We start from the raw sequence: 16,674 nt of genomic DNA, 5'->3' as shown, positions 1-16,674 counted from the left end.
GCATCCCCGGCGCCATCTCTTCCGTCGTGATCCGAGGAAACCTCGGAGTCGGATGCCGTCCAGTCTACCAGCGACGCAGACGCGTCCCGACCACGAGCACCGCGGCGCCGAGGCCGACCCCCACGAGGTCGACCACCGCGTCCCACACGTCACCGGAGCGGCCGGGCAGCAGGAAGTGCTGCACCAGCTCGCTGACCGGGGCGTGCAGCGCGAAGGCGACGACCGCGGCCCGCACCGACCCGAGGGCGCGCCCGACGGCATACGTGGGCACGGCGAAGACGAGCAGGTGGACCACCTTGTCGGTCCAGCTGACCGGCCCCTCGACCGTCACGACGGGCCAGTAGAGGACCGCGAGCTGGACGACGACGGCTGCCACGGCGAGCGCGACGAGCACGCGGGAGCGCCGGGAGGACGGAGGGGTCGTCATGGTCACGGAGTCTAGGTAGGTTGCGACGAGGGCCACGTGCCGCCCCGGGCCGGCCGACGAGAGGACACGCATGGGCAAGCTCAAGCGCACGGTGACCGTCAACGGCAGCGGGCGGGCCTCGGTCTCCCCCGATGTCGTTCGGCTCGACCTGCGGGTGGGTCACGACGCCGACGACGTCGCCGCGGCGCTCGCAGGGGCCACAGAGGGCATCCGCAAGGTCGGCGCCGTCGTGCGCGACCGCGGGGTCGCCGACGCCGACATCCGCACGCTCGACGCGGGGGTCAACCAGCGCTGGGACAACACCGGCACGGCCGTCGGCTTCACGGCCCAGCAGCGGCTCGCGGTCACCGTGCGTCGCCTCGAGGCGGTCGGCGAGATCCTCGAGGCCGCCGCCGCGGCCGTCTGCAACGCGCTGCTCGTCGACTCCGTGCGCCTCGACGTGTCCGACCGCTCCGGCGGGCTCCGCAAGGCGCGTGACGGCGCCTTCGCGGACGCGCGCGACAAGGCACAGCAGTATGCCGGCCTGTCGGGTGCCGAGCTCGGCGCGGTGCTCGGGGTGGCCGAGGGCGGAGCGATGCCAGTCGGCAGGCGCGAGGCGAAGTTCATGGCCGTCGCGGCCGCCTCCGACGGCGGCATGCCAGTCGAGGGCGGCGACCTCGAGCTCGTGGCGAGCGTCACCGTGACCTGGGAGCTCGTCTGAGCCTGCTGCGAGCACGGCCACCGCACGGAATACCCACCACTGCTCGTCCGTTGGGAGAGACATGGCTACCACTGACCTGACCGCGCAGTCCTTCGAGAAGACCGTCCTCGACAACGACATCGTGCTGGTCGACTTCTGGGCGTCCTGGTGCGGCCCGTGTCGCCAGTTCGCCCCGGTCTACGACGCCGCCTCGCAGAGCGGCGACAACGAGGGCATCGTCTTCGGCAAGGTCGACACCGAGGCCGAGCAGTCGCTCGCCCAGGCCGCCAACATCACCTCGATCCCGACCCTGATGGCCTTCAAGGAGGGCGTGCTCGTCTTCGCCCAGCCGGGAGCACTCCCCCAGTCGGCGCTGCAGGACGTCATCGAGCAGGTCAAGGCCCTCGACATGGCTCCGATCAAGCAGCAGATGGCCGCCGAGGCCGCGGCGCCCGAGCAGGCCTGAGTCCCGACGGCCATCCGCCGGCACACGGCATACGCAAGAGGGCGCCCCGACCGCCGGGGCGCCCTCGTCACGTACTCCGCCGTTTCGGCTGTGCACCGGCGACGACCCCGTGATACTTGACCCACGCCGCGCGGGGGGCGCACGGCAGGACGGCGCGGGGAGGCACTGATGCGTGATCGGACGCACGACGAGGCGAGGCTCGCCGTCGTGGTCGCGGCGGCGAGCGCTCTGGCGCTCGGCGCCTGCTCGCAGGGCTCGCCCGCAGCGACGCCGACGGTGACGAAGACGGTCACGGCCGCGCCGTCGGTCCTCGTCTTCAACCCGGCGACGAGCGGCAAGACCCTCGCCGCTCGGATCGTGGCACGCGCCAGGGCGAGCTCGCCGTCCGACACGGTCTCGGGCGTCACGTGCGCGAACTTCCCGAACCTCAAGGTGGGCACGCACACGGACTGCCACCTGACGCTCAACGGCAAGAAGGTGACGGTGCGGGCGACGTTCACCAAGGCCGACGGTCACTACGAGCTCAAGCGCGTCGCGTGACGGACGCGCGGGCTGAGGAACAGCGTGACGTGGCCACCACGAGGTGGTGGAGGTGGCGGGAATTGAACCCGCGTCCGATGACGAGAGACCAGGACTTCTCCGGGTGCAGTGCGCTACGGCTTTTCTCGGCCCCAGGGCTCGCACGCACACGTCCCCTGACAGGCCCAGTTGAGTAAGAGTCCCGCACAGCCCCCCAACATGACTGCGCAGCAAGTTTCCTAGCTGATGCCAGGCACTGAGTCGGAAACTAGCTCAGGCTGACAGACTTCGGGGCTCGCTCAGGCGGCGAGGGCGAAGTCGGTGCGCTTGGAATTGGCACCTATTGTTTTGCAAGGAGCGTTAACGAGATAACCCTGCATCCTCGACCCGCTTCCCCTGATGTGTCGACCACCGTCGAAACCGATCACCCCCATGGGGGTGTCCACGTCACGCTGTTCAGTTCTCAACCTGCTGCTCCACCGGAGTGGAGACCACAGTATGCAGGAGGAACGCTCGACGGGTCCAAGCCATTCCCGCCTCCGACCCGTGGTCGACCGGGTTCGGCCGTTCGCACCCGCCACTAGGCTGCGGGGCGTGGTCGTCGTGGACCACCGAGCCGCCCGACCCTGGAGGTCCGATGTTCCGCAAGGTTCTCGTCGCCAACCGAGGCGAGATCGCCGTCCGGGCCTTCCGGGCCGCGACCGAGCTCGGCGCCCGCACGGTCGCAGTCTTCCCGTACGAGGACCGCAAGAGCGAGCACCGGCTCAAGGCCGACGAGGCCTACCAGATCGGCGAGGAGGGGCACCCGGTCCGCGCGTACCTCGACCACGAGGCGATCGTCGCCAAGGCGGTCGAGGCCGGCGCCGACGCCATCTACCCCGGCTACGGGTTCCTCTCGGAGAACCCGCTGCTCGCGGAGGCCTGCGACGCCGCAGGCATCACCTTCATCGGGCCGCCCGCCTCGGTGCTGCACCTGACCGGCAACAAGGCGCGTGCCATCGCGGCCGCCCGCGAGGCGGGGCTGCCCACCCTGCGCGGCTCCGAGCCGGGCACCGACCTCGACGCGCTCGAGCGGTCGGCCGACGAGATCGGCTTCCCCGTCTTCGTCAAGGCCGTGAGCGGCGGCGGTGGCCGCGGCATGCGGCGCGTCGAGGGCCGGGAGACGCTGCGCGACGCCTTGGAGGCCGCCCAGCGCGAGGCCGAGTCGGCGTTCGGCGACCCCACGCTCTACCTCGAGGAAGCGGTCGTCAACCCACGCCACATCGAGGTCCAGGTGCTCGCCGACGGCACCGGCGAGACCGTGCACCTCTACGAGCGCGACTGCTCGCTCCAGCGGCGGCACCAGAAGGTCGTCGAGATCGCTCCGGCGCCCAACCTCGACCCCGCCATCCGCGAGAGGATGTGCGCCGACGCCGTCGCCTTCGCACGCTCCATCGGCTACGTCAACGCCGGCACCGTGGAGTTCCTCCTCGGTGAGGACGGCCGCTACGTCTTCATCGAGATGAACCCCCGCATCCAGGTCGAGCACACCGTCACCGAAGAGGTGACCGACATCGACCTCGTCGTCACCCAGATGCAGATCGCGTCGGGCGAGACCTTCGAGACGCTGGGGCTGCGGCAGGACGACATCCGCACCAAGGGGTTCGCGCTGCAGTGCCGCATCACGACCGAGGACCCCGCCAACGGTTTCCGTCCCGACGCCGGCACCATCACCGTCTACCGCTCGGCCGGCGGCAGCGGCGTGCGCCTCGACGGCGGCACCGTCTTCGTCGGGGCGGAGGTCAGCGCGCACTTCGACTCGATGCTCGTCAAGCTCACCTGCCGCGGCATGACGTTCCCCATCGCCGTGCGACGCGCCCAGCGTGCGCTGGCGGAGTTCCGCATCCGCGGCGTCTCGACGAACATCCCCTTCCTCGAGGCGGTGCTCGGCGACCCGGTGTTCCAGCAGGGGCTGGCCACGACGTCGTTCATCGACCAGCGCCCCGAGCTGCTGGCCGCGCGCGTCGGCGCCGACCGCGCCACCAAGCTGCTGACCTACCTCGCGGACGTCACGGTGAACCAGCCGAACGGTCCCGTCACGACGCGGATCCGACCGCGGCACAAGCTCCCCCAGCTTCCCGACGCACCGCTTCCGCCCGGTTCGCGCGACCGGCTCATCGCCGACGGCCCGGAGGCCTTCGCCCGGGCGCTGCGCGAGGCGAACGACGTGGCGGTCACCGACACGACCTTCCGCGACGCCCACCAGTCGCTGCTCGCGACGCGCATGCGCACCCGCGACCTGCTCCACGTCGCCCGGCACGTCGCGCACCTGACGCCACAGCTGCTGTCGATGGAGGCCTGGGGCGGAGCCACCTACGACGTCGCCCTGCGCTTCCTTGCCGAGGACCCGTGGGAACGCCTTGCGGCGCTGCGCGAGGCGATGCCCAACATCCCCCTTCAGATGCTGCTGCGCGGGCGCAACACGGTCGGCTACACGCCCTACCCGACGGCCGTCACCGACGCCTTCGTGCGCGAGGCGGCGGCGACCGGGCTCGACATCTTCCGCATCTTCGACTCCCTCAACGACGTGTCGCAGATGCGGCCGGCCGTCGAGGCGGTGCTCGGCACCGGCACGGCCGTCGCCGAGGTCGCGCTCTGCTACACCGGCAACCTCATGTCGCCGGGAGAGCGGCTCTACACGCTCGACTACTACCTTCGCCTCGCCGAGCAGATCGTCGACACCGGCGCCCACGTGCTCGCCATCAAGGACATGGCCGGGCTGCTGCGCGCCCCGGCGGCCGCCCGCCTGGTCGCCGCCCTGCGCGAGCGGTTCGACCTGCCGGTGCACCTGCACACCCACGACACCGCCGGCGGCCAGGTCGGCACGCTGCTCGCCGCCATCGAGGCCGGGGTCGACGCGGTCGACGCCGCGACGGCCACCATGGCCGGCACGACCAGCCAGCCGTCGCTCTCGGCCCTCGTCGCGGCCACCGACGACACCGCACGGCCCACCGGGCTCGACATCGAGCACGTCTTCGCGCTCGAGCCCTACTGGGAGGCGGTGCGCCACGTCTACAAACCGTTCGAGTCGGGTCTCGACTCCCCCACCGGCCGCGTGTACTTCCACGAGATCCCCGGCGGGCAGCTGAGCAACCTGCGCCAGCAGGCCATCGCGCTGGGGCTCGGCGACCGCTTCGAGGCCGTCGAGGACATGTATGCCGCCGCGAACCGGATCCTCGGCAACATCGTCAAGGTGACGCCCAGCTCGAAGGTCGTCGGCGACCTCGCCCTCGCCCTCGTGGGCGCCGGGGCCGACCCGAAGGACTTCGAGGACGACCCCCAGCGTTTCGACATCCCCGACTCGGTCATCGGCTTCCTCAACGGCGAGCTGGGCGACCCGCCCGGAGGCTGGCCCGAGCCGTTCCGCACCAAGGCCCTGGCCGGGCGCCGGTCGAGGCCGCGCCTGACGGAGCTGACACCCGAGCAGGAGGTCGCGCTCGCCGAGACGCCGCGACGCACCCTCAACCAGCTGCTCTTCCCCGGACCGACGTCGGAGTTCGAGCGTTCGCGCGAGTCCTACGGCGACCTCTCCGTGCTCGGCACCGCCCTGTTCCTCCACGGCCTCGAGCAGGGCGAGGAGTACGAGGTCGAGATCGAGCAGGGCAAGCGGCTGCTCATCGGCGTGCAGTCGGTCGGTGAGGCCGACTCCAAGGGCATGCGCACCGTCATGTGCACCCTCAACGGTCAGTTCCGCCCCATCCAGGTGCGCGACCGGTCGGTCGAGGCCGACGTGAAGTCGGCCGAGAAGGCCGACCCCGGTGCGAAGGGCCAGGTGGCGGCGCCGTTCGCCGGGGTCGTCACGCTCGCCGTCGCCGAGGGCGACACCGTCGAACCGGGAGGCGTCGTGGCCACCATCGAGGCGATGAAGATGGAGGCGAACATCACCAGCCCCACCGGCGGCACGGTCTCGCGTCTGGCGATCGGCACGCACCAGCAGGTCGAAGGGGGCGATCTGCTGGTCGTCATCGGCTGAGCCGGATCTCCAGGGCGGGTATACCCGGCGTTCTCCTGTGGGGGCCGTCCGGGCGTGGGTACGCTCGAACGGTCGGGACGTCTGGGCAGGTGCGTGATGATCGGTCTTCAGGAGCCGAGAAGGCCCGCGGCCGGCTCGGGCCGCGGACGCGGACTCAGCGCGGCCGGATGGGCGCTCGTCATGGCCATGTGCGCGCTCGCCATCACGGGCGGGGTGAACGTGCTGACCCGCCTGCTGCCGCCTCCGGCCACCGGCCGGGACGTCGCCGCCGTCGTGTCGACGTCGGGGGCCGGCACCATCTCGAGGCCAGGGGTCGAGGCCGATGACGCTCTCCTGACCCCCGCGCCCGCGCCGGTGCCGCCACCCAGGGCCGCTGCGCTCGAGCAGCTGACGGGCACCTGGACCGGCGTGGCGCGGCTGGGCGACCAGCGCACCCCGATGACCCTCGTCGTCACGGACTCGTGCAGCGAGGGTGCGGACTGCGGCACCCTGTCGACCGCCGTCCCGGCGTGCGTCGGCACCCTCCAGCTCCTGCACGTCAGCGACGGGCCCGTCTTCGAGTTCGCGATCCCGTCGTACGCGCCCGGCAGCGCGCCCGAGTGCGTGCCCCGTGGGGACGGGGAGCTGTTCGTCCTCGGCGACGACGTGCTGGCCTACCGCACCGAGCTCGGGGAAGGCAGGACCGGCCGGCTGAGCCGCGTGCGCTAGCGGCATCGCCGTCGCCCTCGTGCCGGAGGGCACGGACAATCTCGATGGCGTCGCCGACCGAACCCGTGACGTCGGGGATCGGGAAGAGCGTGGCGCGTACGACGCGGTCGCGCCGCGCTCCCGTTCATCGCCACGGGCTACGTGCTCGTGGCCGCCGGCTTCGTCGTCTTCGGCTTCACCCGGCTCGGGGTCGGGGTGGCCGCCGCTCGGCGGGATCGTGTACGCCGCACAGCCGAGACTGATCTGGCCCCTCTGCGGCGTCGTGGCGGGCATCGGCGCGCTGCTCGCCCTCGCGTCAGGACGTGCGGGCCGCCGGGGAGCCTCTGCTCGGACCGAGCTACCAGGAGCCGGACGACGAGCCGCCACCACCGCCGCCGGAGAAGCCGCCACCGCCGGAGAAGCCTGACGAGCCGGACGATCCCGGCGTCGACGTGAACGTGCCCGTGGAGGTCGTGGAGAACGAGTCGACCCCGTCGGCGATGCTCGTGAAGTCGGGGAACGCGTTGCCGCTCCAGACGTACCAGGTCGGCATGATGAGGGGCTGGTTCGCGGCCTCGGCCGCCTTCGCGACGTCTGCGAACGTCTTGGCCCACCGGTCGGCCACACCGAACACGACGGCATACGGGAGGTAGCGGCTGAAGATGTTGCTCGCCTCCTCGAACTCGATCTGCCCCGCCTCGGCGGTCGTGAGGTACTCCTTGAAGCCCAGCGACTGCGCGAGCACGGCCGACCCCTCGGCCGTCTTGGCGGCCATGCGGCCGCCGAGGAACCAGACGATGAGGCCCGACAGCACGAGGCCGATCCCGAGCGCGATGCCGCCGGTGAAGCCACCGCCGAGGAGGGCGCTGAGGGCGGGACGACCGTAGAAGAGGACAAGGCCGCCGAGCACCGCGAGGACGAGTCCGAGGCCCTGCCAGACGCCGCGCTGCGTCTGCGGCGAGGACCGGAACCAGCCGCGGGTGACGACTTCCTGGTACATCTCGGACTGGATGCGCTTGAGGGTGCTGGCGAACGTGTTCTTCAGCTCGGACAGACGGACCGTGTCGCCGCGGCTGGAGAAGACGCCGTCGAGCAGCTGGCGCTCGTAGGGCAGCAGTCGCTCGGCGGCCGGCGGCGTGAGCCGGGTGAGCGTCCAGTCGGTGCGGCTGAACATGCCGCCGGAGTCGTTCTCCTCGATGCGGAGGAAGCCGCGCACGGCGAGGTCGATGAGCGTCGCGGAGACGTCGATGGGGTTGGCGGTCTCGTCGAGAATGGTGCCGACCATGCCGGGCTGCACGCCCCTCGGCGGCTGGAACTGCACGGCCACCGTGGTGGACCCGCCGCGCACGGTGGGGGCGGCCGGTGTGCCGTCGCCGGCGGCCCCGGTGCCGAAGGACGGCGACAGGCCCGGGGTGACGTCGGCGTAGCGCTCGTCTCGGCCACGGGTCCACACGAGGGTGCCCATGACGGCCAGCGCCAGCACGGGGGCGCCGATGCCACCGAGCCAGGCGGCGGCGTTGGCGGCGGGCGCCGCGGCCGACCCGACCGACGAGCCCGAGCTGCCCTGCCGCACGTCGGGCCGTACGTCGCCGAAGGCCGACGCCGGGTAGGACGCGAGGACGGACATGGCCTCACCCGACGTGAGGCCCTGCGCCGAGAACCTCGCCGGTTCGCCGGACGTGGCCTGGCACGGGGTGTCGGAGCGCGTGACGCCCTGGTAGCAGGCGACCCTCGTCGACCCGGCCGGGGCGTTGACGGTGAGCGACACCCGGTCGCGCTCGGTCATCTCGTTGGCGCCGAAGACGTTGTAGTAGAGCTCGATGGTGTCGGCCGGGGCCGTGCCCGTGGCCGGCCGGCCGTCGGCGGTGATGGGGTTCAGCACGTCGTGCAGCGTGTAGTGGATCTCGTAGACCTGGGTGCCGCTCGTGAACTCGTCGGCCGACCCGATGCGGATCTCCTTGGAGGCCCCGTTGTCGCTCACGCGGAAGGCGTCGGGGGCGCCGCTCGGGCTCGAGACGTCGACGTCGGTGAGGTCGAAGTAGCGGTAGCGGTCCTCCTCGTCGTTCCAGCCCATCCGCACGACGATGTTGCGGAAGATGCCGTGCTTCTCGGCACCACTCGGGAAGCGCCACGTGATCGTCTCGGTGACCTTCATGCTCCCGTCGGGCTGGAGGTCGTAGACGGCGGCGTAGGAGTCCATCCCCTCGTCGGTGGCAGCGTGCGCGGCGACCCCCGGACCGGCCAGCAGCACCGCGGCCGCGAGGAGCACGGCCAGCACGCCGAGGCGCCTGCCGCGCCGCACGCTCGATCCGATCATCAGGGTCCCTCCAGTCGTCGTCCCTGCATCCTGACACCGGACGCTGCGCGGGTGCGTGAGGTTCCGGGCGGGTCAGCGACGCCGGTTGGCCGCGCTCATGGCGCGGTCGGCCTCGCGACGGTCCTGCCGCTCGCGCAGGGCGTGCCGCTTGTCGTACTCCTTCTTGCCGGTCGCGATCGCGATCTCGACCTTGGCACGGCCGTCCTTGAAGTACAGCGAGAGCGGCACGATGGTGCGGCCGCTCTCGCGCGTCTTCTGCGCGATCTTCTCGAGCTCGGCGCGGTGCAGGAGCAGCTTGCGCTTGCGGCGCGGGGCGTGGTTGTTCCACGTGCCGTTGAGGTACTCGGGGATGTGGACGTTCTCCAGGTAGAGCTCGTCACCGGTGAACATCGCGAAGCCGTCGACGAGCGAGGCGCGCCCCATGCGCAGCGCCTTGACCTCGGTGCCGGACAGCACGATGCCGGCCTCGAAGGTGTCGTCGATGAGGTAGTCGTGTCGGGCCTTGCGGTTGCTCGCGACGAGCGACCGCTCCTTCTCCTTGGGCACCGGACCGTCCTTCCGACTGGGGCTGCGCGGTTCTGCTCCGCCGCGGGGCGCGGTGGGCGCACCAACGCTACCCCGAAGGGCTGCTCTTCTCAGAGCGGGTTTCGCCGGGCCTGACGCGAGCGGTCAGAGCCAGCGGCGGGGGTTGACCGGGGTGCCGTCCTCGTAGGTGCCGAAGTGCAGGTGGCAGCCGGTCGAGTAGCCGGTGGTGCCCGAGTAGCCGATGAGCTGGCCACGCTGCACGCTGCCGCCGAACTTCACGATGCTCGACAGGTGGTTGTAGCTCGTGACGAGGTCGACGCCCCGGTGGATGCCGTGGTCGATGAGGACCTGGTTGCCCCACCCGCTCGCACGCCAGCCGGCGCGGATGACCTCACCCGGCGCGGCGGCATACACCGGGGTGCCGCAGGCGATCCCCCAGTCGAGGCCGTCGTGGAGCATCCACTTCTGCAGCACCGGGTGCCAGCGCATGCCGAAGCCGGAGGTCGTCGGGCCGTTGGCCGGGTAGGTCAGGTAGTTCGACGGCGTGTTGTCGGTGTTCTGCACGGGCGGCGGCGTCTTGGGCACGTAGACCTGCCCGCGCTTCTTCGCGGCCGCAGCCTTGGCTCGCTCGGCTCGGATCTTCGCGGCCCGCTCGGCGCGCAGCTTGGCCAGCCGCTTCTGCTCGGCGATGCGGGCCTTGCGGGCGCGCTCGACGAGGATGGCCTGCAGGCGCGCGGACTCGGCGCGGGCTGCGGACAGCTCGGCCGCCTCGCTCTTGCGCTGCACCGCGAGGTCGGCGGCGTAGGTGGACTGCTTCGACTTGAGCTGGTCGAGCTGGGTCTTGGCCGCGGCCGCGTTCTGGGCGGCGGTGATGGCGTTGTTCTTGGCGACGATCGCCTGGTTCTTGGCGTCGGTCGCGGCGGCGGCGGCAGCCTCCGCGCTGCGCAGGGCTGCCTCGGCCTGGCGCTTGAGCTCGGCGATCTCGCCGCGCACCGACGTGAGGTACGAGCGGGTCGAGGTGTTGTCGGCCGTCATGGCGGCGAGCTTGTCGATGGTGTCGCTCGCGACGGCGCTGGCGGTGTCGGCCATCACGAGGCGGTCGGCGAAGTCCTGCGGCGACGTCGAGCCGAAGACCATGCCGAGCTGGGACTCCTGGCTCGAGCCCTGGAAGACCTCGGCCGCGTAGGAGTCGAGGGCGTCCTGGCTGGAGACGAGGTCGGTCGCGCTCTTGGCGAGGCGCTCCTTGGCGCGCTGCTCGTTGGCCTGGGCGACCGCGAGCTTCTGGGCCACCTCCTCGTTGTGGGCGCGCGCACTGGCCTCGGCGGCGATGGCGCGTGCCTCGGTGGCCTCGGCCGCCACCTGCGCGGCCTGCGCACGTGCCTGGGTGGCCTGGGCGGAGGCGACCCGCTGCTGGGCGATCGGGAGGGCGGCGTTGGTGCGCTCGAGGTTGACGTAGGCCCGCGCTAGGGCGGCGTTGGTGCCCTCGAGCTGCTGCCCGAGCGCGGCGATCCGCTTGTCGTTGCGCTTCTTCTGGTCCGAGACCGAGTCGGCGCGTGCGGCGAGGCCGGTGCCGACCGAGACGGTGCACGCGACGACGAGGCCAGCGGCCGTCAGAGCGGTCGCGGGCCTGCGATGGGAATCACGCCTCATGAGCCACATACGTGTCATTGGTACCACACGCCACTGGAGTTGGGGAGGGTTCGGCACGATTGTGCCGGTTCGCCCGCGGTGGCGACGGGGAATGCGTCAGACGCGCAGGTAGCGACGCAGCGTGACCCACGACGTGAGGCTCGACAGCACGACGACGCCCAGCACGACGAAGGGCGCGACGTAGTAGACGTCGGCCACGCCGATGAAGGCGGTGTCGGTGAGGGTCTGGCTGAGGAAGCCGACGACGCCGTAGCGCACCGTCGCCCAGAGCATGCCCATCGCGAGCACAGCACCGAGCACGCTGGAGAGCACCGTCTCCATGACGAACGGGAAGCGGATCGTGAAGTTCGAGGCACCGACGAGGCGCATGATGCCGGTCTCGCGTCTCCGGCTGAACGCCGTCTGCCGGATCGTCGTGGAGATGAGCATGACGGCCGCGAGCACCATGAGCGACGAGAGCGCGATGGCCGCCCACGAGACGGTGTTCATGAAGGTGAAGAACTTCTCGAGCAGCTTCTTCTGGTCCTGCACGTCGGCGACGCCGGGCATGCCCTTGATCGAGCTGGCGACGACGTCGAACTTGCCGGCGTCGTTGAGGTTCACGCGGTACGAGTCGGCGAAGTACGACTCCCCCGCCCGGGCGAGCGGCGAGTTCTTGTAGGTCTGCTTGAACCGCTCGTACGCCTCGTCGCGCGACTCGTAGTAGACCTCCTTCACCGTCGGCTTGAGCGCCTCGAGCTCGGCCTTGATCGCCTCGCGCTGGGCCTCGGTGGTCGGCTCACCCGCACAGTTGGTGAAGCGGGTCTTCTCCGCGCAGAGCAGGACGGTGACCTGGACGCGGTCGTACCAGTAGTCCTTCATGGTGTCGACCTGCCGCTGGCCCATGAGACCGAGCCCCAGCAGGTACATCGAGATCATCGTGACGATGACGACGGAGACCGCCATCGACAGGTTGCGCCGCAGGCCGTTGCCGATCTCGCCGAGGAGGAACTGGAATCGCATGGTGTGTCTGGCTCCGTCTCGCGGTCAGCGGTCGCTCGTCTGGACGGCCTTGTGCCGCTTGAAGATCCCTCCACGAGGGCGCGGCTCGTCGGCGTCGCGGCCGATGGGCGGCAGGGCGTCGGGGTCGCCCTCGGCCCCGGCATCCCCGTCGCCGTATGCCGTCGGGTCGGCGTCGTCGAAGCCGTCGGCGACGTCCGGGGTGTCGGCACCGAGCGGGCGGGGCGCCTCGTCCGGCTCGTCGAGCCGGACGCGCGGGATCGACCCGGTCGTGTAGTCGCCGGCCTCCATGTCGCTGACGAGCACGCCGCGGTCGAGCCGGATGACGCGCTTGCGCATGGCGTTGACGGTGACCGTGTCGTGCGTGGCCATGACGACCGTGGTGCCCGTGCGGTTGATGCGGTCGAGCAGCTGCACGATGCCGAGGCTCGTGTCGGGGTCGAGGTTGCCGGTGGGCTCGTCGGCGAGCAGGACCGGCGGCCGGTTGACGAAGGCGCGGGCGATTGCCACCCGCTGCTGCTCGCCGCCGGACAGCTGGTGCGGCAGACGCTTCTCCATGCCGGCGAGGCCGACGAGCTCGAGGGTCTCGGGCACCGTCTGGCGGATGCGCGCGCGGCTGCTGCCGAGCACCTGCAGGGCGTAGGCGACGTTCTGGAACACCGTCTTGTTGGGCAGCAGCCGGAAGTCCTGGAAGACGCAGCCGATCTCGCGGCGCAGCGCCGGGACCTTGCGCTCGGGGAGGCGGTCGAGCTCGCGACCGGCGACGAGGATGCGGCCGCGCGTGGCGTCCTGCTCTTTCATGACGAGCTGCATGAGGGTCGACTTGCCCGAGCCGGACGTGCCCACCACGAAGGCGAACTCGCCCCGAGGGATCTCGAGGCTGACGTCGTCGAGCGCCGGACGGGTCGTGCGGGGGTAGGTCTTCGTCACGTTCTCGAAGAGGATCATGCGTCGGGCCTCGACTCGTACTGGACTGCAGCGGGACAGCGGTCGGGCTGGGCGGCCACCCGGGCGGCATACGTCGACGGCAAGCGTGGACGGCATACGTGGGCGGGAGCGCAGGACCGTCTCCGAGGCTACGGGCCGCGGCGGCGAAACCCGTGGAAAACCGGCAGCCCCGGCGTGGCGGCCGGGCGCCGTCCGGCAGTCAGCAGACGAGGGTGGTGAGGCCCTGCGCGGACTCCGCGCCGGAGCGCGCCAGCTTGCCCCAGCCCTGCGTGCACAGCGCGGTGGTGCGCACCGGGACGGAGTAGCTCAGCTGCTGTCGAAGCGCACCCGTGGTGAACCCGCGAGTGTCGGGCTCGCCGCGCACGGCGACCCCGACCATCGAGCGGTAGGCCGTGCCCCGCGCGTGATACTGGTCCCACACGTAGACGGAGGCGAAGTTCATCCAGGTCGAGCCGCCGGCGTCGCGGCACCAGCCGATGTACTGGCGCACCGTGAAGGCGGAGATGCCGAGGTCGGCGACGACCTTCTTGTCGCCGATCTGGCGCACGCTGGAGCACGGCGCGGAGGTGGCGGCGACCGCGCTCGGGGCGGCGGCGCTCGTTGTCGCCGGGGCCGTCGGGGCCGCAGACGCGGGACCGACGGTGACGAGGACGGTGGCGGCGGCCGCGACCAGGGTCGTCAGGGCGCGCCGGAGGACGTGGAGGGAAGACATGGGTGGAGCCTCTCGGGTGGAGCCGATGACGCGACCCTACGAGTGATGAGGGGCTCCCGCCCGCCGAAACGCGACTTCGGACCGCCGGCCCTCGATGTCAGCCCTGGCGCCGGTTCTGGCCGATCTGCCAGCGGATTCCGGCCTCGATGAAACCGTCGATGTCACCGTCGAAGACCGCTGCCGGGTTGCCGGTCTCGAACTCGGTGCGCAGGTCCTTGACCATCTGGTACGGGTTGAGGACGTACGAGCGCATCTGGTCGCCCCAGCTCGCCTTGACGTCGCCGGCCATCTCCTTCTTCACCGCCGCCTCCTCGGCCTTGCGCTGGAGGAGCAGGCGCGACTGGAGGACGCGCAGGGCGGCGGCGCGGTTCTGGATCTGGCTCTTCTCGTTCTGCATCGACACGACGATGCCGGTCGGCAGGTGCGTCATGCGCACGGCCGAGTCGGTCGTGTTGACGCTCTGGCCGCCGGGGCCGCTCGAACGGAAGACGTCGATCTTCAGCTCGTTCTCGGGGATCTCGATGGAGTCGTCGCTCTCGATGAGCGGGATGACCTCTACTGCGGCGAAGCTCGTCTGGCGGCGGCCCTGGTTGTCGAAGGGGCTGATGCGCACCAGGCGGTGCGTGCCGCCCTCGACCGAGAGGTGGCCGAACGCGTACGGCACGTTGACCTCGAAGGTGGCGGACTTGAGGCCGGCCTCCTCGGCGTACGAGGTGTCCATGACCTTGGTCGGGTAGCCGTGGCGCTCGGCCCAGCGCAGGTACATCCGCATGAGCATCTCGGCGAAGTCGGCGGCGTCGACGCCGCCGGCGCCGGCGCGGATCGTCACGACCGCCTCGCGCTCGTCGTACTCCCCCGACAACAGGGTGCGCACCTCGAGCTCGCCGACGTCCTTGCGCAGCGCGTCGAGCTCGCGCTCGGCCTCGTCGAGGGTGGCCTGGTCGGCCTCCTCCTGGCCCATCTCGACGAGCGTCTCGAGGTCCTCGATGCGCGCGTCCATGTTGACGACACGGTCACGCTCGGAGTTGGCGCGAGACAGCGCGCTCGTCACCTGCTGGGCCTTGTCGGGGTCGTCCCACAGGTCGGGGGCGGAGGCCTGCTTCTCCAGATCGGCGATGGTCACGCCGAGGGCGTCGAGGTCGGTGACCCCGCGCACGGAATCCATCGTCGCGCGCAGTTCCTTGATCTCTTGCGTGAAGTCAACAGCCACGATCCAACAGCCTACGGCAGCACGGGCCGCGCCGTGCACGGGTGCGGCGGTGGCGGTGGCCGGTGCGGCCGGGACGGGTGAGCGACGCCACAGGCGGCGCGGGACGTTGTCCTCTGACCCGTGCGCTGCCGCGGGACGAGAGTCGGATGGGAACGGCTGAGCGTCCGACGTCCCCGCGCACGCATCGTCCCGGACGGACGCGGAGGAGGTGGGCGTCATGACCATCCGGTCCGCGCCCGACAGGCCACGAACCGACGTCGCAGCAACGACATCCCGCAGACGTGGCCCGCACCGGCTCCGCTGGTGGCTCGCGGGACTCGCCGCCCTCCTGCTCGTCGTGCACGCCGCCGGAGGCTGGTACTTCGCCGGCCGCATCGAGAGCCAGGCCCTTGCCGCGATGCCGGGCACCATGTCGCCGGCCCACGACGACGTACGCGTCACGGCGGTCGACGGCGACCGCGTCACCCTGGCGCGGGGCGTCGACGCCGCCTCCAACTTCGAGGCCGTGGCGTCCTACGGCATGGCGTGGGACGGCGGGGCCGGTCACATCGGCCCGGCCACCGTCAACGCCGACGGCACCGTCACCCGCACCCTCGAGGTCGTGACGGGAGTCGCGCCGAAGCCCGGCGCGGGCGCGGCGGTCGAGCGCGCGTACTTCGTCGCCGACCCGTCGAAGGAGCTCGGTCTCACCCTCAGTGAGGTCACCGTCGCCGGTATGCCGGCGTGGTGGATCGCGGCGGACGCCGGCACTGCCGGTGACGCCGTCGCCGGGACGGCGGCCGTCTTCGTGCACGGCCAGAACGGCACCCGTCTCGACGGCCTGCGCTTCGCCGAGGCCGCGCACCGGGCCGGGCTGCCCGTGCTCGTCATCAGCTACCGCAACGACGCCGCCGCTCCGGCCGATCCCTCAGGACGACTGCAGTACGGCGCGACCGAGTGGCGCGACCTCGACGCAGCCGTCGCGTGGGTGCAGGCGCACGGTGCCACGCGGGTCGTGCTCGCGGGCCAGTCGATGGGAGGTGCCGTCGTCGCGGCCTTCCTCGAGCAGTCCGACCGGCGTTCGGCCGTGTCACGCATCGTCCTCGACTGCCCCATGCTCTCGCTCGACGAGGTCGTCGCCTGGGGCGCGCGCGAGGCGCTGCCGGGAGGCGTCGCGGTGCCCGGGACCCTGCTGTGGTCGGCCGAGCGGATCGCCTCGCTGCGCTACGGCATCGACTGGGGCGCCGTCGACTACCTCGACGACACGCGCTGGCTCACCGTGCCGGCCCTCGTGACCCAGGGGTCGGCGGACCCGACCGTGCCGCCGACCGTCCCGACCCGACTGCGCGACGCCCGCCCCGACCTCGTGACGCTCGTCGAGTTCCCCGGCGCGCTGCACGCGGAGTCGTGGAACGCGGACCGCGCCCGCTGGGACGACGCCGTCGTGACGTTCCTCGACGCGTCGTGACGGGGTGCGGCTTAGGGGCGCCGCCGACACGGGTAGTCCTGCCCATTGCCAGCGGCGCCCCCGTGGGTCAGGATGC

At 71.4% G+C, this 16,674-nt stretch carries 14 protein-coding genes and 1 other RNA gene; 6 read left to right on the top strand and 9 right to left on the bottom strand.

The features are described from left to right. Nucleotides 1-64: 64 nt before the first annotated feature. Nucleotides 65-427: a VanZ family protein gene (locus ACYVNR_RS01045; RefSeq protein WP_461045961.1), complete on the bottom strand. Its 363-nt coding sequence runs from the start codon at nucleotides 425-427 to the stop codon at nucleotides 65-67. A 70-nt stretch (nucleotides 428-497) separates the two neighbouring features. Between ACYVNR_RS01045 and ACYVNR_RS01040 the strand changes: the two genes are divergently transcribed. The 3 genes from ACYVNR_RS01040 (at nucleotide 498) to ACYVNR_RS01030 (ending at nucleotide 2,112) form a co-directional block, all read left to right on the top strand. Then, complete coding sequence (locus ACYVNR_RS01040; protein ID WP_461045959.1) at nucleotides 498-1,127, top strand: SIMPL domain-containing protein; 630 nt, start codon at nucleotides 498-500, stop codon at nucleotides 1,125-1,127. 61 nt (nucleotides 1,128-1,188) lie between these two features. Then, nucleotides 1,189-1,572 (top strand): thioredoxin, encoded by a 384-nt coding sequence (gene trxA / locus ACYVNR_RS01035; protein WP_045192139.1) that lies wholly within the window; start codon nucleotides 1,189-1,191, stop codon nucleotides 1,570-1,572. Nucleotides 1,573-1,740: 168 nt separating this feature from the next. After that, nucleotides 1,741-2,112: a DUF4333 domain-containing protein gene (locus tag ACYVNR_RS01030; RefSeq protein ID WP_461045957.1), complete on the top strand. Its 372-nt coding sequence runs from the start codon at nucleotides 1,741-1,743 to the stop codon at nucleotides 2,110-2,112. 44 nt (nucleotides 2,113-2,156) lie between these two features. On the opposite strand, the gene ssrA is transcribed toward ACYVNR_RS01030, so the two are convergent. After that, nucleotides 2,157-2,523: a transfer-messenger RNA gene (gene ssrA / locus ACYVNR_RS01025) on the bottom strand. A 205-nt stretch (nucleotides 2,524-2,728) separates the two neighbouring features. Between ssrA and ACYVNR_RS01020 the strand changes: the two genes are divergently transcribed. Beyond that, nucleotides 2,729-6,103, top strand: coding sequence for a pyruvate carboxylase (locus ACYVNR_RS01020; protein WP_461045955.1), 3,375 nt, complete (start codon nucleotides 2,729-2,731; stop codon nucleotides 6,101-6,103). A gap of 96 nt (nucleotides 6,104-6,199) precedes the next feature. After that, a complete protein-coding gene (locus ACYVNR_RS01015) occupies nucleotides 6,200-6,811 on the top strand; it encodes a hypothetical protein (RefSeq protein ID WP_461045953.1) in 612 nt (203 codons plus the stop codon). Between the two features lie 337 nt (nucleotides 6,812-7,148). On the opposite strand, the gene ACYVNR_RS01010 is transcribed toward ACYVNR_RS01015, so the two are convergent. The 7 genes from ACYVNR_RS01010 to prfB form a co-directional block, all read right to left on the bottom strand. Then, nucleotides 7,149-9,107, bottom strand: a complete 1,959-nt coding sequence (locus ACYVNR_RS01010; RefSeq protein ID WP_461045951.1) for a DUF2207 domain-containing protein — start codon at nucleotides 9,105-9,107, stop codon at nucleotides 7,149-7,151. Between the two features lie 72 nt (nucleotides 9,108-9,179). Further along, complete coding sequence (gene smpB / locus ACYVNR_RS01005) at nucleotides 9,180-9,653, bottom strand: SsrA-binding protein SmpB (protein WP_461045949.1); 474 nt, start codon at nucleotides 9,651-9,653, stop codon at nucleotides 9,180-9,182. A gap of 123 nt (nucleotides 9,654-9,776) precedes the next feature. Next, nucleotides 9,777-11,282, bottom strand: a complete 1,506-nt coding sequence (locus ACYVNR_RS01000; protein ID WP_461045947.1) for a peptidoglycan DD-metalloendopeptidase family protein — start codon at nucleotides 11,280-11,282, stop codon at nucleotides 9,777-9,779. Nucleotides 11,283-11,378: 96 nt separating this feature from the next. Further along, nucleotides 11,379-12,284, bottom strand: coding sequence for a permease-like cell division protein FtsX (gene ftsX, locus ACYVNR_RS00995; protein WP_045192147.1), 906 nt, complete (start codon nucleotides 12,282-12,284; stop codon nucleotides 11,379-11,381). Nucleotides 12,285-12,308: 24 nt separating this feature from the next. Then, nucleotides 12,309-13,229 carry a cell division ATP-binding protein FtsE gene (gene ftsE / locus ACYVNR_RS00990; protein ID WP_461045944.1) on the bottom strand — a complete coding sequence of 307 codons (921 nt, stop codon included), beginning with the start codon at nucleotides 13,227-13,229 and terminating at the stop codon, nucleotides 12,309-12,311. Nucleotides 13,230-13,428: 199 nt separating this feature from the next. Beyond that, nucleotides 13,429-13,941 carry a hypothetical protein gene (locus ACYVNR_RS00985; RefSeq protein ID WP_461045942.1) on the bottom strand — a complete coding sequence of 171 codons (513 nt, stop codon included), beginning with the start codon at nucleotides 13,939-13,941 and terminating at the stop codon, nucleotides 13,429-13,431. 97 nt (nucleotides 13,942-14,038) lie between these two features. Further along, entirely contained in the window at nucleotides 14,039-15,151 is a 1,113-nt protein-coding gene (prfB, locus tag ACYVNR_RS00980; RefSeq protein WP_045192150.1) for a peptide chain release factor 2, read from the bottom strand. 217 nt (nucleotides 15,152-15,368) lie between these two features. Here prfB and ACYVNR_RS00975 point away from each other — a divergent pair, with 217 nt between their 5' ends. Beyond that, the gene (locus tag ACYVNR_RS00975; RefSeq protein ID WP_461045939.1) at nucleotides 15,369-16,598 is read left to right on the top strand and encodes an alpha/beta hydrolase; all 1,230 of its coding nucleotides are present in this window, start codon (nucleotides 15,369-15,371) and stop codon (nucleotides 16,596-16,598) included. Nucleotides 16,599-16,674 lie beyond the last annotated feature (76 nt).

The organism is Terrabacter koreensis, assembly GCF_054783315.1.
Note: the sequence above shows the minus strand (reverse complement) of the source record. Positions and strands in the feature narration are given on the sequence as shown.

Bases quoted from the DNA above. Each gene is read 5' to 3' on its own strand.
- ACYVNR_RS00975 (WP_461045939.1), top strand. From the start codon at position 15,369: ATGACCATCCGGTCCGCGCCCGACAGGCCACGAACCGACGTCGCAGCA.
- ACYVNR_RS00985 (WP_461045942.1), bottom strand. From the start codon at position 13,941: ATGTCTTCCCTCCACGTCCTCCGGCGCGCCCTGACGACCCTGGTCGCG.
- ACYVNR_RS01020 (WP_461045955.1), top strand. From the start codon at position 2,729: ATGTTCCGCAAGGTTCTCGTCGCCAACCGAGGCGAGATCGCCGTCCGG.
- ftsX (WP_045192147.1), bottom strand. From the start codon at position 12,284: ATGCGATTCCAGTTCCTCCTCGGCGAGATCGGCAACGGCCTGCGGCGC.
- trxA (WP_045192139.1), top strand. From the start codon at position 1,189: ATGGCTACCACTGACCTGACCGCGCAGTCCTTCGAGAAGACCGTCCTC.
- ACYVNR_RS01000 (WP_461045947.1), bottom strand. From the start codon at position 11,282: ATGAGGCGTGATTCCCATCGCAGGCCCGCGACCGCTCTGACGGCCGCT.
- ACYVNR_RS01010 (WP_461045951.1), bottom strand. From the start codon at position 9,107: ATGATCGGATCGAGCGTGCGGCGCGGCAGGCGCCTCGGCGTGCTGGCC.
- ACYVNR_RS01030 (WP_461045957.1), top strand. From the start codon at position 1,741: ATGCGTGATCGGACGCACGACGAGGCGAGGCTCGCCGTCGTGGTCGCG.
- ACYVNR_RS01040 (WP_461045959.1), top strand. From the start codon at position 498: ATGGGCAAGCTCAAGCGCACGGTGACCGTCAACGGCAGCGGGCGGGCC.
- ftsE (WP_461045944.1), bottom strand. From the start codon at position 13,229: ATGATCCTCTTCGAGAACGTGACGAAGACCTACCCCCGCACGACCCGT.
- ACYVNR_RS01045 (WP_461045961.1), bottom strand. From the start codon at position 427: ATGACGACCCCTCCGTCCTCCCGGCGCTCCCGCGTGCTCGTCGCGCTC.
- ACYVNR_RS01015 (WP_461045953.1), top strand. From the start codon at position 6,200: ATGATCGGTCTTCAGGAGCCGAGAAGGCCCGCGGCCGGCTCGGGCCGC.